The sequence below is a fragment of the Sphingosinicella soli genome, assembly GCF_014199685.1.
Taxonomy (GTDB): domain Bacteria; phylum Pseudomonadota; class Alphaproteobacteria; order Sphingomonadales; family Sphingomonadaceae; genus Sphingosinicella; species Sphingosinicella soli.
In genome coordinates this window covers 32,310-46,159 of the sequence record NZ_JACHNZ010000014.1, presented here as the reverse complement: position 1 = coordinate 46,159, position 13,850 = coordinate 32,310, and the positions used below count along the sequence as shown (strand labels likewise).

The window sequence follows — 13,850 nt, the reverse complement described above, 5'->3', positions numbered from 1 at the left end:
GTCGTTGGCGACTTATGGCGAGGAGCGCACATTTGATGCCCCGCAAAAAAGAACTGCACGCGCGACCAAGGGCCGGAAAGTGAGTGCAGTCAGCCCCGTCGTTTCCTCTCGCCTGCAGCAGTAGCGCTTTCTGTGTCGTGATACTCGTTTGCTAAATTGAATTTTCCAACCTTATCATATTGTTCGTCAGCTTTGCGCGATACAACCTTCAGGAAAATCCAATAGCGCCAGAATACAAAGAGGTTCCAACCTATAAACCAAACGCACACCGTCATGGTCAATGTAGGGGTGTTTCCGGTCACGGGGATCAGCAGCAGCGGTAACATTGCTGGCAAGAGTAGTATTTTGAACCGTAATCCCGGGGCGCGCCACTGACGATCTACCCAGTCGCGAATGGCGATATAGACTTTCACTGGCCGCTCTCATCAAAAGAACTTAATTGCTCGGAAGGGTAGTATTATCTTGCAACGTCGGCAATTGACCTGAATCGGTTATCGCACAACGGGTTTTAAAACAATTTTGTCGTGCTTGAAGAGGCAGAAAGGGCGCCGCGTTACGCTGCCTCCCCGAACGCCAGCGCCTCATAACGCTGCAAATGCCAGTCCGTATTCCCGAACTGGCTTTCAATCATCGTCGCGCGCTTGAAGTAGTGGCCGACCGCGAGTTCGTCGGTCATGCCCATGCCGCCGTGGATCTGGATGGCTTCCTGTCCGCTCAGCGTCAGCGCCTTGCCGATCTTCGCCTTGGCCATTGAAACGGCGGCGGGGTCGGGGAGTTTCAGCGTCGCCATCAGCGCCATCGATGCCGCCTGCTCGGCCTCCATGAACATGTCGACCATGCGGTGCTGGAGCACCTGGAACTTGGAGATCGGCTGGCCGAACTGTTTGCGCTGCTGGGCATAGTCCTGCGTCTGCCGGTGGAGTTCGCGCAGCACGCCCACGGCTTCGGCACAAAGCGCAGTGGTGGCCTCGTCGATGATCCGGCTGACGAGCGGGAACGCGCCGTCCGCCTCGCCGAGCAGCGCGTCGCCCGGCACCTCGGCGTTTTCGAAATAGACCTCGGAGGCGCGCCCGCCGTCTGCGGTCGGATAATCGCGCCGCACCACGCCCTTCGCGCCGTTCTCGATCAGGAACAGGCTCACGCCGGCCTGCTCACGCTGCCCGCCGCCCGTGCGCGCGGTGACGATCAGGTGGCTCGCGAACGGCGCGTCGCGCACCACGGCCTTGTGCCCCGAAAGCGTCCATCCGCCGCCCGATTTTTTCGCGGCGGTCGCGACGTTCGCCGGATCGAAGCGGCCCCTGGGTTCGGCCCACGCGAACGCTGTCGTCATCATGCCCGCGATGATCGCCTCGATCAGGTCGTTGCGGCCCGTCTCGCGCGCGAAGCCACCGCCGATCACCACGGTGGAGAGATAGGGTTCCAGCACCAGCGCCTTGCCCAGCTCTTCCATCACGATCATGTTCTCGACCGCGCCGCCGCCGAGCCCGCCGAGGCTCTCGGAAAACGGCGCCGCGAGGATGCCGAGTTCCTCCGCGAAGGCGCGCCAGATGCCGGGCGACCAACCCTCGCCGCGCGATATCTTCATGCGCGCTTCGTGGTCGTAGCGGTCGGCAAGGAAGCGCGCGAGCGTGTCGCGCACCATCGTCTGCGTTTCGGTGTAGCTGAAATCCATTGTCCGCCCCCCTAAAGCCCGAGAACCATCTTCGCGATGACGCCGCGCTGAATCTCGTTCGATCCGCCGTAGATGGAGGTCTTGCGCATGTTGAAATAGGTCGGTGCCGCGCGCAGCGCATAGTCCGGCCCGATGGCGTGTTCGTTGTCGCCGAAGTCGCGGAACCAGGGCGCGCCGTAGTGGCCCACCGCTTCGAGCGTCAGTTCGGTGATGCGCTGCTGGATTTCGGTGCCCTTGATCTTCAGCAGCGAGGATTCCGCTCCCGGCGGCTTGCCCGCCGCGAGCGCGGCAAGCCCGCGCAGCTCGGTGAATTCCAGCGCGGCGAGATCGATTTCCAGTTCGGCGATTTTGCGCCTGAAGAAGGGGTTTTCAATGAGCGACCGGTCGCCGTCCAGTTCCGCCGCCGCGATCGCGCGCAGCTTCTCGATGCCCCGCTTCGATCGCGCGACGCCCGCGATGCCGGTGCGCTCGTGCGCGAGCAGGAACTTGGCGCAGGTCCAGCCCTTGTTCTCGTCATGCACGCGGTTCTCGACCGGCACGCGCACGTTTTCCAGCCACACCTCGTTCACCTCGTGCTCGCCGCCGAGCGTGATGATCGGGCGCACGGTGATACCCGGCGTTTTCATGTCGATCAGCAGGAAGGAAATCCCCTCCTGCGCCTTCACCGAAGCATCGGTGCGGACGAGGAAGAAGCCCCAGTCGGCGTGCTGGGCAAGCGTCGTCCACGTCTTCTGGCCGTTAACGACATAATGGTCGCCGTCGCGCTCGGCCTTGGTGCGCAGCGAGGCGAGGTCGGAGCCCGCGCCCGGCTCCGAATAGCCCTGGCACCACCAGTCCTCGCCCGAAAGGATGCGCGGCAGGAAGCGCGCCTTCTGTTCGGGCGTGCCGAACGTGTAGATCACGGGCGCCACCATGCTGATGCCGAAGGGCAGGATGGGGATCGTGTCGGCGCGTGCCAGTTCCTCGGAAAAGATGTACCGCTGCGTCGCGCTCCATCTCGGTCCGCCGTATTCGGCGGGCCATGCGGGTGCGACCCAGCCTTTTCTGCCCAGAATGCGGTGCCACGAGAGATAGTCTTCCTTCGACCACTCCTCGCCCTCGTCGAGCTTGCCTCTCAGCGGCTCGGGGTAATTATCCTCGATGAAGCGGCGCACCTCCTCGCGGAAGGCAGCGTCTTGCGGGCTGAACGACAGGTCCATCGCGATGTCTCCTCCGGTGCCGACCGGGGGCAACCGCGCGCCCAGATTCGGGCGAGGCGCCGAGCGCGTCAACTCACCCGAATCAATAGGGCAGGGCGATCAGCCGAGCGTCGAGCGCAGCATCCACGCGGTTTTTTCGTGATACTGCATCCGGCCGACGAGCAGATCGACCGAAACCTCGTCGCCCGCGTCTTCCACGGTCGAGAAAATCTTGCGCGCCGTGCGTGCGACGGCTTCGTTGCCCTCGGCGAGCTGCTTGACCATTTCCATCGCCTCGGGCGGCTGCTCGGGCGCTTCCTTGATGCTGGTCAGCTTCGCGAATGCGCTGTAGCCGCCCGGCGCGAAGTGGCCGAGCGCGCGGATGCGTTCGGCGATCTCGTCGGTCGCGAGCCACAGCTCGTTGTACTGCGTCATGAACATCGCGTGCAGCGAGTTGAACATCGGACCCGTCACGTTCCAGTGGAAATTGTGGGTCTTCAGATAGAGAGAATAGGTGTCGGCCAGAACGTGCGCGAGGCCGTCGGCGATCTTGGCACGGCCCTCTGCGGCGATACCGATATTGGATTCTGTGTCGGACATGGTGTTTCCTTTCATCAGGGCATCGTGGAGGAAATCCAAAGCCGTCGCCAATGGATTATCTCATTGACTGCAATCAAAATTTCAATGAAACAAAGGCGTTTCAGGCTTTTTCAAGCGTGCACTGCAAAGGGTGCTGATTCTGTCGTGCGAAATCGAGAACCTGGTTCACCTTGGTTTCCGCCACTTCATACGTGAATACGCCGCACAGGCCCACACCCTTGTGATGAACCTGCAGCATCACCCGGGTCGCGTCTTCGGTGGACATGCGGAAAAAGCGCCGCAGCGCCTCCACCACGAACTCCATCGGGGTATAGTCGTCGTTCAGCATCAAGACCTTGTAAAGCGCAGGCTTTTTGGTCTTGGGCTTGGTCTTCGTCGCGACGCCGGTGTCGGTGCCGGAACCGTTCCGGTCGTCTGACTCGCGATCAGTCATTCATCCGCTCACTCACGAGGTTTCGCACAGGCCCATAATATTGCAGTTGGGGCCGCGATAACAAGACCATGAACGAAAAGGGCGGCCGCAATCGCGACCGCCCTTCGTATTCCAACGTGTCCGCTGTGTCGCTTACTTGGCGACGGCGACCGTCTTCAGCTTGTCGGCCGCAACCGCGAAGCGGCCGGAAATCGGCTCGAACATGTCGTTCGAAAGTTTCACGAACGCTTCGGTCATCTTGCTGCTGTCGGCAATGAACTTGTCGAACTGGCTGCGTGCGAAATCGCTCTGCAGCTGAAGCAGTTCGTTGGCGCTCTTGGCCGAGGAGAACGTCTTGAAGGCCGTCGTGGCGGCTTCGCCGTTCTTCTTGGCAAGCTCCAGCGCGGACTGCGTCAGCGTTTCGAAGCCCTTGGCGGCGATCTTGCCGGATTCGACGAACGCCTCGACGTTTTCGCGCGTGAAGCTGCCCATTTCCTCGGCGGCTTTCGTGCTCTTTTCCATCGCTTCGCGCGTCTTCGTCTGGAACTGGTCGACGGCAGCCTTGCCCTGCGCCATCGCGGTTTCGGCCTGCTTTTTTACGGTGTCGTTCATGGTCATGATGATTGCCTTCTGCTTCGGGGGAACGCTGGCCTTCGCGAATACAGCTGCGGCGGCCACAGTTTTGGGTTTGGGTGTCGACTTCGGCGGTGTCGGTGCTTTCGCAGCCTTCGCCTGGATTTTGGCAGCGGCCGGCTTCACCGGCTTCGCTACGACCTTGGGGCTTGCCTTCGGCTTTGCAGCGGCTTTCGGTGCCGGCTTCGTTTCAACCTTGGCGACCGGCTTTGCGGCCGGCGCGGGCTCTGCCTTCGGCGCGACGACGGCTTTCGCCGGCGCCGCGGTGACGGGTTCCACTTTCACTTCCACTTTTGCTGCTTCAGCCATCGTGATCTCCGCGCGCACCTTATGCTGCACTGCAACATAGGGGCGACACCTCGATCCGTCAAGGCACTTTTGTGCACTGCAACATAAGTGAAATGTGAGGGCTGCTCAGTGTCCGGTCAAGGTCGCGAGACCTGATGCGGAGAGCTGTTCGTTGATCGCGGCGACGAGCCGCTCCAGCGCCGCCTCAGACACAGCCTCCGCGCGCGCAACCAGAACATCCTGCGTGTTGGAGGCGCGCAGCAGCCACCAGCCGTCGGGCGTGTTGACGCGCGCGCCGTCGGTGCGGTTCACGTTTGCGCCGCTGGCCTCAAGCCGCGCGAGGACTTCATCGATCACCGCGAACTTGCGGCTTTCGGGGCAGGGGAAGCGCAGCTCCGGCGTGTTCACCATCGCGGGCATCGCGCCGCGCAGCTCGGTGAGCGACGTGCCGCTGCGGTCCACCGCGCCGATCAGCCGCACCGCAGCATAGATCGCGTCGTCGAAGCCGTAATAGCGGTGCGCGAAGAAGATATGCCCGCTCATCTCGCCCGCCAAAGGCGCGCCGGTTTCCTTCATCTTCGCCTTGATGAGCGAATGGCCCGTCTTCCACATCAACGGCTTGCCGCCAAGTTCTGCGACGCGATCGTAAAGCGCCTGGCTTGCCTTCACGTCGGCGATGATCGTGCCGCCGGGCACATCGCGGAGTACGTCTTCGGCCAGGATCATCAGCAGCTGGTCGCCCCAGATGATGCGCCCGGTGCTGTCGATGGCGCCGATGCGGTCGCCGTCGCCGTCGAAGGCGAGCCCGAAATCGAGGCCCTTTTCGGCGACGACACGGCGGAGGTCTTCGAGGTTCTTTTCCTCGGTCGGGTCCGGGTGATGGTTCGGGAAGTCACCGTCGACGTCGGTGAAAAGCAGATGGTGCTCGCCGGGCATCACGGCGGTCAAGCGCTCCACGATCGGTCCGGCGGCGCCGTTCCCCGTGTCCCACGCGATTCGATAACCGCGCGCGGGGACATCGACGCGCATGCGGTCCACATAGGCCTGCGACACGTCCACCGTCCGGTTCGATCCCGTTCCGCTTTCCCAGTCGCCCGCCGCCGCCATCGTGCCGATCCCGGTGATGTCGGCGCCGTAGAACGGCCCGTGGCCGATCATCATCTTGAAGCCGTTGTAGTTGGGCGGGTTGTGGCTTCCCGTAATCATCACGCCGCCGCCCGCGTCGAGGTGGTGCACCGCAAAGTAGAGCATCGGTGTCGGCCCCAGGCCGATGCGCAGCGCCTCGCAGCCCGCATCCTCAAGCCCCCGCACCAGCGCCGCTTCGAGCGACGGTGAGGAATGGCGTCCGTCGTAGCCCACGGCGACGCTGGTTCCGCCCGCACGGCGCACCCGCGTCCCGAACCCGCGCCCGATGGCGTAGGCGTCGTTCTCGCCAAGGGTTTCGTCGATGATGCCGCGGATGTCGTATTCGCGAAGCGAAGTCGGGTGGAAGTCGTGCCGGTCCAGGATACTGCCCAAAATACTGCCCTTGCTGTGAGAGTCGCGACTGTATCGCGTCAACGCTTCGTATCGCGAAGATGTTTCAGGAGCGTATCCCTCGCCGCGTTGATCCGTGCCGAGGCTTCGGCGGATCCCCCCTTGTCGGGGTGTGCCTCCGTGATGAGCCGCCGCCACGCCGCATTGATCTCCACCGCACCCGCTTCGGGCGAGAGGCCGAGCAGGCGTCCGGCTTCCTGGGGCGACATGTCGGAACTGCGGCGGCGGGGCAGCCGGTCCAGCGCCAGCCAGGCCGTCACGCCTGCAACGGCGAGCGCGCCGAGCCATTGTCCGGTCATCAGCAAGCGCAGCGCGAGGGTGGCGGCGGCGGCCAGGCCGATCCAGCGCAGCCGTGCCGGTGTCAGCGCACCGGCATACCACAGCGCGCCGAGAGCACCCGCCGCGAGGGCGAGAACCACGATCATCAGCTGGCCAGGCTCTGCGCTTCCTCGGCTTCGGGCAGGGCCAGGCTGTTCACCAGCTCGCGCAGCTCGTTGCGCGCGGCGATGTGGCTCATGTTCACGTCGTCGATCACGCCGATGTCGAGCAGCGTCAGTCCGCGCGGGAAAAGTTCGCGGTAGATGACGCGTTCGGAAAGCCCCGGCGAGATTCGGAAGCCGATGCGCTTGGAAAGCTCGTCGAGCGCGCTGCCCACGCGAATCATGTTCTTGGCCGCGAGCGAGGACATGCGGTTGCGCAGCACCACCCAGTCCACAGTGCCGCCGTCCGACTTCGCGCGCGCCTTCCGCGCGTCCCAGATCAGCTCGGCATAGAAGCTCGGGCGCTTGACCTTGAACGTGTCGGGGTCGACCTGCCCGATGAGATCGAAATCGACGAAGCTGTCGTTCATCGGCGTGATGAGCGTGTCGGAGCGGCCGAGCGCGACGCGCGAGAGCGGGCTGTCGCGGCCCGGCGTATCGACGACGATCACGTCCACCACCGGCGCCCAGGCGTCGAGCGTGGTGCGCAGCAGCGTTTCGCCGTGGCTGTCGTTGTCGTCGATCACCTGCAGGCGCGGCGTCTTCAGCCCCAGCCCATGACCGTCGGAGAAGGCCTGCCGGTTTTCCATGTAGCGCGTGAAGGTGCGCTGGCGCGAATCGAGGTCGATCGCGGCGACCTTGCGGCCGCTGTGCATCAGCGCGACAGCGATGTGCACTGCGGTCGTGGACTTGCCTGTCCCGCCTTTTTCATTGCCAAGAACGATGACATGGGCTTTGGCCATAAAACGAACGCGCCCCCGATGGCTGGATTCCGTTTAACGGCGGACTGTTTCATTCACGGGCGCCGGGGAGTCAATCGAGGAGAGGCAAGATTCCGGAGGCTTTCGAAACCGTGCGGACAGTCGCGGCGCTTCGCGCGCGCGTGCGCGAGTGGCGGGCAGCGGGCCGCAGCGTCGCGCTGGTGCCCACGATGGGGGCGCTTCACGCGGGGCATCTGGCGCTCGTCGCGGCGGGCTTCGCCCGCGCCGACCGGGTCGTCGCCAGCGTTTTCGTGAACCCAAAGCAGTTCGGTCCGAACGAGGATTTCTCCCGCTATCCGCGCCGCGAGGCGGAAGATGCGGCCGCGCTCGCGGGGGCCGGGTGCAACCTGCTGTTCGCGCCCGCGCCGGAGGATGTTTACCCGGCGGGGTTCGCCACCGGCGTCCATGTCGCGGGCCTCACCGCCGATCTCGACGGCGCGCACCGCCCCGGCCACTTCGACGGGGTGACAACCGTGGTCTCGAAGCTGCTCAACCAGGCACAGGCCGATTTCGCCATGTTCGGGGAGAAGGACTATCAGCAGCTGCTGACGGTCCGCCGCATGGCCGCCGACCTCGACATCGCCACGCAGATCGTCGGCGTGCCCACCGTGCGCGAGGCGGACGGTCTCGCGCTGTCGTCGCGCAACGCCTATCTCTCGGCCGACGAGCGCGCCCGCGCCGCGCTGTTCCCAAAGACGCTGATCGCGGCGCGCGACGCCGTTCGCGCCGGAACGGCGGTCGAAGCCGCGCTGGCCGAGGCGGAGGCTGCGCTCCGCGCGGCCGGGCTCGTGCCGGATTACGTGGCGCTTCGTGATGCCGAAACGCTGGAGCCGGTGCGTTCGCTGGAACGCCCGGCGCGCATCCTGTCGGCGGTGCGGCTCGGCTCGACGCGTCTTATCGACAATCTGGCCGTAGAAACCGCCTGAATCCGCCCGCGTTAACTTTTCATTAGGGTTTATCAATAACGATTAACCCCGTTGCAGGGAGCCCGGCGGAGACCCGCTATCGTGCGGATTCCGGCCGTTGCAGCGGAGCATCTGGATGCAGGACTGGCTGACTGACGCCATGGAACCCCCGGGGGATGATCTTCCCGGCCGGGCCGTCGATACGTCGATCCGGCCTGCCGCGCTCCTGTCCGGTCCCGATATCGCGCTGTGTCTCACCGGCGGGGTCGCCGTGGTGATGGGCTCGGAGCCGGTCGGGCGCATTTCCGGCGCGCGGCTGGCGCAGGCGCTTGCGCGCGCTGTCGAGATCGCGGATCGGGAGGCCCGCACCGCGCGCGACGAAGTCCGCCGCCTGCGCCGCGACCGGCGGATGCTCGCGGCCAATCTCAGCCATGAACTGAAAACGCCGATCAACGCCATCAGCGGCTATAGCGAACTCGTGGCGCTCGGCCTCGAATGCGGCCGCACGCATGCGGCGGCCAGCCAGAACGCGGTGATCTGGGAAGCCGCGCAGGGCATGCTTTCCACGCTCGATTCCGTCCTCGATCTCGCGCGCATAGAGGCGGACGCTGCGCCGCTCGATGAAACCGACGTCGATATCCGGCAGCTTGCGACATCGGTGCTGCGGATGCTGGCGACGATGGCGGAGGCGCGCGGCGCAGGCGTTGCCGTGGAGATGCCTGCGGATCTGCCGCTGCTTCATGCCGATGCGCGGATGCTCCGCCAGATACTCGTCAATCTCGCCAACAATGCGCTCAAGTACGGCGGCGAAAACGTCAGGCTCACGATCGCGGCGCGGGTCGATCGCGCCGAACGCATGCTCATCGAGGTCCGCGACAGCGGGCCGGGCATGTCGCCCCGCGCGATCGAAACGGCGATGAAGCCCTTCGCGCGCGGGCAGGATGACACGGGCATGCTGGCGGGCAGCGGCCTCGGCTTGCCGCTCGTCAAGGCGCTCACCGAGCTTCACGAAGGCAGTTTCAAGCTGCTGTCGTCGCCGGGACGGGGCACGCGCGCCGTGGTCACGATGCCGCCGGGACGCGTCCGTCTGGACCGGCGCGGCCGTCAGGAGGCGTTCGCCTTCCGCCGGGCCAATTCCCTGTTCGGCTGATTTTGAAGGGATTCAGCCAGATTTTCGGCGTTAACCATTTCTTGAACAAGCCGCGCCAAATGTCCCTCATCGAGGGGGATTTTCGAATGGCAAGTCATCCGGTCACTGAAGTCCAGTTTCTCCACGCGCAGATGGCGGCGGCAATGGCCGGCCAGCCCGATGCGTATTACGAGCTTGGCGTCGCGTATGCGGTCGGCAGCAGCGGCGTCGACATCGATCTCGTCGAGGCGCACAAGTGGTTCAACCTTGCCGCCATGTCGGGGGACGAGCGCGCACAGCTCGATCGCAGCGAGGTCGCAGCGTCGATGACGCCCGCGGAAGTCGCGGCGGCGCAGCGCGGGGCCCGCGCATTCCTGATGCAGACGCGCCACTAGCGGATCGCCGAATCACTGGAAGCCTGCGAAATCAAACGCCTGGGGCTTGCAAATAAAAGCGAAATGACTGTTTGGTATACTTGCTGTCATGAGCAGCAGGGGGACTGGCGCCTTGGCGACGCAATTGTCCGGAAAAGTATCGGAAATCAAAGCATTTCCGCCGAAGTCTTCCGATTCGCGTGAAGACGAGCTTCTTGTGCTGCGCGCAGAGCTGGCGCGCGAAAAGGCACTTCGCCAACGCTACGAGACCCAGCTTCGTCAACTTTCCGCATCGCTGCCGATGGTCATCTGGATGGCCGACGAGCGCCGCAACGTCACCTTCATCAGCGACAACTGGTACGATCTCACCGGCACCAACCAGCACGACCTCGGCAACTGGATCACCACGGTTCACCTTGATGACCGCCGCCGCGTCGTCGAGGAACTGGTCACCGCCACCGATCGGCGGGAACGCTATGCGGTGGAATACCGCACGCAGCGGGCGGACGGCTCGATCGCCTGGGTGCTCAACATGGGCGCCCCCCGTTTCAATGAAAACGGGGCCTACGACGGCTATGTCGGCGCCGTTATCGATGTCAGCGAGCGCCGCGCGGCGACGGAAACGCTGCAAGGTCTCGAAACGCGTCTCTCGCTCGCGCTCGACGGCACGCGCGTCGGCGTGTGGGACTGGGACATAACGTCGGGCGACGTATGGCTCAGCGACAGTGCGCTCGGCATTCAGGGCTATGCCAAGGGCGAGGTGAAGGGGCACGCCTCAGGCATCGCCCATTATGTTCACCCCGATGATCTTGCCGAACTCCATCGCGCGATGACCGCCTGTCTGAAAGGCGATCAGCCGATGGTGAACCTGGAACATCGCCTGCGCGGCAAGGATGGCGGCTGGGTGTGGGTCGCGGAGCGTGGCCGCGTGGTGGAGCGCGATGCGAACGGGCGCGCGCTGCGCATGATCGGCACCCGAACCGACATGACCGAACAGCGCGAACGCGATGACCGGCTGCGCTGGCTCGCGGCGCACGACGTGCTCACCGAGTTGCCGAACCGGGGCCGCTTTCAGGAGCTGTTGCTGGCGACGATGCGCGAAACCGATGCGCGCGGCGGACGCATGGCGCTGATGCTCGTCGATCTCGATCACTTCAAGGGCGTCAACGACAGTTTCGGCCACGATGTGGGCGATGCGCTGTTGCGGCGCACGGCGCGGCGCCTGCGTGATGCGTTCAGCAACGGCTGTGTCGCGCGCCTCGGCGGTGATGAATTCGCGATCATCGTTCCCGATGCCGGGCGGCACGGCGATGATGTGATGACGCTTGCGGAGAAGGCGATATACGCGGGGACGAGCGGCGGCGATCCGGGCGAAAGCACGGCGAGCGTCGGCGTCGCGCTGTATCCCGATCATGCGGCGACGGCGACCGAGCTCTCCAAGGCGGCAGACGTTGCGCTCTATGCGGCAAAGCAGGCGGGCCGCGCCTGCGTGCGGCCTTACGAGCCGCGCCGATAGGGCGTGAAGGCCGCCATTGCGCTGATGTCGGCGGCGATCGCCGGTCGTTCGCTCTCCAGATACGCCTCGATCGCCCGCCTGAGGCCGGGATGCAGGATGTGGTGGGCCGATGTCGTCACCACGGGCGCATAACCGCGCGCGAGCTTGTGCGGCCCCTGTGCGCCTGCTTCCACGCGGGCGAGGCGATGCGCAATCGCGTAGTCGATGGCCTGATAATAGCACAGTTCGAAATGCAGGAAGGGCAGATCGATCGCGGCGCCCCAATAGCGCCCGTAAAGGCAGTCCCCGCCGATCAGGTTCAGCGCCCCCGCCACGGGCGTATCGCCGTCCATCGCCAGCACCAGCAGCACGCGGTTCGCCATGCGTTCGCCGAGCAGGCTGAAGAAGGCGCGGGTCAGATAGGGGCGGCCCCATTTGCGGCTGCCCGTGTCCTGATAGAAATGCCAGAACGCGTCCCAGTGCGCCTCGCGCAGGTCCGCGCCGGTCACGGCCACGATGCGCAGCCCGCATTCCGCAGCCTCGCGCCGTTCCCGCCGGATCGTCTTGCGCTTGCGAGAGGCGAGCGTGCCGAGAAAATCCTCGAAGCTGCCGTATCCGGCATTGTGCCAATGAAACTGCTCGGTGTGGCGGATCAGCCAGCCCGCGGCTTCGAACAGCGGCACCTGCTCGGGCGCGATGAACGTGGCGTGGGCAGACGAGATCTGCTGCTGCTCGCAGAAGTCTTCGATTCCGGCGATCAGCACGGGCGCATGCGCGGCATCCTTCAGCAGCAGGCGCGGGCCGGTCGCGGGCGTGAACGGCACCGCCATCTGATATTTGGGATAATAACGCCCCCCGGCGCGCTGGAACGCATCGGCCCAGCCCTGGTCGAACACGTACTCGCCCTGCGAGTGGGACTTGGCGTAGGCGGGCGCGATGCCGAGAATGTCGCCCTCGGTGCTTTCGAGCACGGCATGCACCGCCTGCCACCCGGCGGCGGCCGACGCGCTTTCCGAATCCTCAAGCGCGGAGATGAAGGCGTGCAGCGTGAACGGGTTATTGTCCCCGGCGCAGGCGTTCCACGCGTCCGCCGGGATGCCGGAGGCCGAGGTGACGATACGCAAGGCCGCCGGAGCGCCGGTCATGCAGGTTCCGGCGTGCCCTCGAAAATGATCTGGTCGGCGTTCGCCCGCGCGCGCGCGCGAAGCGCTTCGCCTTGCACCGTCCAGGTCAGCACCGGGCGGCCCTTGCGCCGCTGACGTTCGGCAAAGCTGCACGGCAGCGCGTTGATATCGAAGGCCAGGAAATGCGGGCGCGTGCTGCGCACCGCGAGGTGGCGGGAAAGCCAGCCGCGAACGCCTGCGTTGCGGCTTCCCTCCTTCGTCACCACGAGCCCGCGAACGGTTTGCGGGCTGTGTTCACGGAACCAGCGCACGATGCGCGGATCGAACGACATCACCGCCGCCCAGCCGTTTGCGCCTTCCAGCGCGCGGCGCACCGCGCGGCACAGGCTGCCGCATCCGCGCCGCCCCGGCGATTTCACCTCCACCAGCGTCGGCGTGCGTCCGCCGATCTCGCTCAGCACCTCGCGCAGCGTGCGGATCGGCTCGTCCGTGCCCGAAAGGCGGAACGCGCCCAGCTCGCCGACGGTAAGGTCGGCGATGCGCCCGCCCGCGTTCACGAGGCGCGGCAGTTCGGCGTCGTGAAACACCACCGCGTCCTTGTCTGCGGTCAGGCGGACATCGAGTTCGATGCCGAACCCCGCATCGATCGCACGCGCGAACGCCGCGCCGCTGTTTTCAGGCGCGCCCTGCACGCCATGCAGGCCCCTGTGCGCGAAGGGCTGGCGGGTGAGGAAGTCGAGATCGCGGGGCGTGTTTCTCAAAAGGCGGCTCCGTGTCAAACCTTCACGGCGATAACGGCATCAACCTCAACGGCGACGCCGCGCGGCAGGGCCGGTACGCCGACCGCGCTGCGCGCATGGCGTCCCGCGTCGCCCAGAACCTCGACCATAAGGTCGCTGCATCCGTTGGCAATACTCGGCTGATCGAAGAAATTCGGCACGCACGAAACGAATGCGCCGAGCTTGAGCACGCGCTCGATGCGGTCCAGGCTGCCGAGCGCGGCCTGCGCCTGCGCAAGAATGCCGATGCCGCAGAGCCGCGCGGCGGCCTGACCGGCTTCGATATCCATGTCCTCGCCCAGCCGTCCGAGCACCAGCGTGCCGTCTTCGCGGAACGGGATCTGCCCGGAAATATACAGCGTGTTTCCGTGCAGCACCGTCGGCACATAGTTCGCGACGGGTGCGGCGGCCTTGGGCAGCGTGATTCCGAGTTCGGCAAGGCGCGCTTCAATACTCATGACAGGATAGTCCCCTTCGTTGCATTC

17 protein-coding genes are annotated in these 13,850 nt (G+C 65.2%); 5 read left to right on the top strand and 12 right to left on the bottom strand.

The features are described 5' to 3' along the window. Positions 1-89: 89 nt before the first annotated feature. From GGQ98_RS07575 to GGQ98_RS07550, 6 genes are all read right to left on the bottom strand, one after another. Complete coding sequence (locus GGQ98_RS07575) at positions 90-413, bottom strand: hypothetical protein (RefSeq protein WP_184067440.1); 324 nt, start codon at positions 411-413, stop codon at positions 90-92. 140 nt (positions 414-553) lie between these two features. After that, positions 554-1,672, bottom strand: coding sequence for an acyl-CoA dehydrogenase family protein (locus GGQ98_RS07570; RefSeq protein WP_184067437.1), 1,119 nt, complete (start codon positions 1,670-1,672; stop codon positions 554-556). Between the two features lie 11 nt (positions 1,673-1,683). Further along, a complete protein-coding gene (locus GGQ98_RS07565) occupies positions 1,684-2,871 on the bottom strand; it encodes an acyl-CoA dehydrogenase family protein (RefSeq protein WP_184067434.1) in 1,188 nt (395 codons plus the stop codon). 99 nt (positions 2,872-2,970) lie between these two features. Beyond that, positions 2,971-3,450 carry a Dps family protein gene (locus GGQ98_RS07560; RefSeq protein ID WP_243451754.1) on the bottom strand — a complete coding sequence of 160 codons (480 nt, stop codon included), beginning with the start codon at positions 3,448-3,450 and terminating at the stop codon, positions 2,971-2,973. Between the two features lie 100 nt (positions 3,451-3,550). Continuing rightward, positions 3,551-3,883: an ATP-dependent Clp protease adapter ClpS gene (gene clpS, locus GGQ98_RS07555; RefSeq protein ID WP_184067431.1), complete on the bottom strand. Its 333-nt coding sequence runs from the start codon at positions 3,881-3,883 to the stop codon at positions 3,551-3,553. 132 nt (positions 3,884-4,015) lie between these two features. Continuing rightward, on the bottom strand, positions 4,016-4,480 hold the full coding sequence (locus GGQ98_RS07550) for a phasin family protein (RefSeq protein WP_184067428.1): 465 nt from the start codon (positions 4,478-4,480) through the stop codon (positions 4,016-4,018). Between GGQ98_RS07550 and GGQ98_RS07545 the strand changes: the two genes are divergently transcribed. Continuing rightward, entirely contained in the window at positions 4,473-4,844 is a 372-nt protein-coding gene (locus tag GGQ98_RS07545; RefSeq protein ID WP_184067426.1) for a hypothetical protein, read from the top strand. The genes GGQ98_RS07550 and GGQ98_RS07545 overlap by 8 nt on opposite strands. A 65-nt stretch (positions 4,845-4,909) precedes the next feature. On the opposite strand, the gene pgmG is transcribed toward GGQ98_RS07545, so the two are convergent. Genes pgmG through GGQ98_RS07530 form a run of 3 tightly spaced genes read right to left on the bottom strand, consistent with a single transcriptional unit; the run spans position 4,910 to position 7,541 of the window. Next, positions 4,910-6,301: a phosphoglucomutase/phosphomannomutase PgmG gene (gene pgmG / locus GGQ98_RS07540; protein WP_243451753.1), complete on the bottom strand. Its 1,392-nt coding sequence runs from the start codon at positions 6,299-6,301 to the stop codon at positions 4,910-4,912. A gap of 38 nt (positions 6,302-6,339) precedes the next feature. Then, positions 6,340-6,744, bottom strand: a complete 405-nt coding sequence (locus tag GGQ98_RS18330) for a J domain-containing protein (RefSeq protein WP_184067423.1) — start codon at positions 6,742-6,744, stop codon at positions 6,340-6,342. Continuing rightward, positions 6,744-7,541, bottom strand: coding sequence for a division plane positioning ATPase MipZ (locus tag GGQ98_RS07530; protein ID WP_184067420.1), 798 nt, complete (start codon positions 7,539-7,541; stop codon positions 6,744-6,746). The genes GGQ98_RS18330 and GGQ98_RS07530 overlap by 1 nt, the downstream gene beginning before the upstream one ends. Before the next feature lie 110 nt (positions 7,542-7,651). Here GGQ98_RS07530 and panC point away from each other — a divergent pair, with 110 nt between their 5' ends. The 4 genes from panC to GGQ98_RS07510 all read left to right on the top strand — a co-directional run bounded on the left by panC (position 7,652) and on the right by GGQ98_RS07510 (position 11,483). Continuing rightward, a complete protein-coding gene (panC, locus tag GGQ98_RS07525; RefSeq protein WP_341534159.1) occupies positions 7,652-8,485 on the top strand; it encodes a pantoate--beta-alanine ligase in 834 nt (277 codons plus the stop codon). Positions 8,486-8,600: 115 nt separating this feature from the next. After that, the gene (locus tag GGQ98_RS07520; RefSeq protein ID WP_184067418.1) at positions 8,601-9,614 is read left to right on the top strand and encodes a sensor histidine kinase; all 1,014 of its coding nucleotides are present in this window, start codon (positions 8,601-8,603) and stop codon (positions 9,612-9,614) included. Positions 9,615-9,700: 86 nt separating this feature from the next. Then, complete coding sequence (locus GGQ98_RS07515) at positions 9,701-9,988, top strand: SEL1-like repeat protein (protein ID WP_184067415.1); 288 nt, start codon at positions 9,701-9,703, stop codon at positions 9,986-9,988. Between the two features lie 124 nt (positions 9,989-10,112). Next, positions 10,113-11,483: a diguanylate cyclase domain-containing protein gene (locus tag GGQ98_RS07510; RefSeq protein WP_184067412.1), complete on the top strand. Its 1,371-nt coding sequence runs from the start codon at positions 10,113-10,115 to the stop codon at positions 11,481-11,483. Here GGQ98_RS07510 and GGQ98_RS07505 read toward each other — a convergent pair. The 3 genes from GGQ98_RS07505 to GGQ98_RS07495 are packed head-to-tail and all read right to left on the bottom strand — an operon-like array spanning position 11,465 to position 13,823. Continuing rightward, positions 11,465-12,607, bottom strand: a complete 1,143-nt coding sequence (locus tag GGQ98_RS07505; RefSeq protein WP_184067410.1) for a GNAT family N-acetyltransferase — start codon at positions 12,605-12,607, stop codon at positions 11,465-11,467. The genes GGQ98_RS07510 and GGQ98_RS07505 overlap by 19 nt on opposite strands. Continuing rightward, positions 12,604-13,347 carry a glycerophosphodiester phosphodiesterase family protein gene (locus GGQ98_RS07500; protein WP_243451752.1) on the bottom strand — a complete coding sequence of 248 codons (744 nt, stop codon included), beginning with the start codon at positions 13,345-13,347 and terminating at the stop codon, positions 12,604-12,606. Before GGQ98_RS07500 ends, GGQ98_RS07505 begins: the two co-directional genes overlap by 4 nt. A 14-nt stretch (positions 13,348-13,361) precedes the next feature. After that, positions 13,362-13,823: a RidA family protein gene (locus GGQ98_RS07495; protein WP_184067404.1), complete on the bottom strand. Its 462-nt coding sequence runs from the start codon at positions 13,821-13,823 to the stop codon at positions 13,362-13,364. Between the last annotated feature and the right edge of the window lie 27 nt (positions 13,824-13,850).

Coding starts and splice junctions, on each gene's coding strand:
- GGQ98_RS07570 (WP_184067437.1), bottom strand. CDS start 1,672: ATGGATTTCAGCTACACCGAAACGCAGACGATGGTGCGCGACACGCTC.
- GGQ98_RS07565 (WP_184067434.1), bottom strand. CDS start 2,871: ATGGACCTGTCGTTCAGCCCGCAAGACGCTGCCTTCCGCGAGGAGGTG.
- GGQ98_RS07560 (WP_243451754.1), bottom strand. CDS start 3,450: ATGTCCGACACAGAATCCAATATCGGTATCGCCGCAGAGGGCCGTGCC.
- clpS (WP_184067431.1), bottom strand. CDS start 3,883: ATGACTGATCGCGAGTCAGACGACCGGAACGGTTCCGGCACCGACACC.
- GGQ98_RS07545 (WP_184067426.1), top strand. CDS start 4,473: ATGGTCATGATGATTGCCTTCTGCTTCGGGGGAACGCTGGCCTTCGCG.
- GGQ98_RS07550 (WP_184067428.1), bottom strand. CDS start 4,480: ATGACCATGAACGACACCGTAAAAAAGCAGGCCGAAACCGCGATGGCG.
- GGQ98_RS18330 (WP_184067423.1), bottom strand. CDS start 6,744: ATGATCGTGGTTCTCGCCCTCGCGGCGGGTGCTCTCGGCGCGCTGTGG.
- GGQ98_RS07530 (WP_184067420.1), bottom strand. CDS start 7,541: ATGGCCAAAGCCCATGTCATCGTTCTTGGCAATGAAAAAGGCGGGACA.
- GGQ98_RS07520 (WP_184067418.1), top strand. CDS start 8,601: ATGCAGGACTGGCTGACTGACGCCATGGAACCCCCGGGGGATGATCTT.
- GGQ98_RS07515 (WP_184067415.1), top strand. CDS start 9,701: ATGGCAAGTCATCCGGTCACTGAAGTCCAGTTTCTCCACGCGCAGATG.
- GGQ98_RS07505 (WP_184067410.1), bottom strand. CDS start 12,607: ATGACCGGCGCTCCGGCGGCCTTGCGTATCGTCACCTCGGCCTCCGGC.
- GGQ98_RS07495 (WP_184067404.1), bottom strand. CDS start 13,823: ATGAGTATTGAAGCGCGCCTTGCCGAACTCGGAATCACGCTGCCCAAG.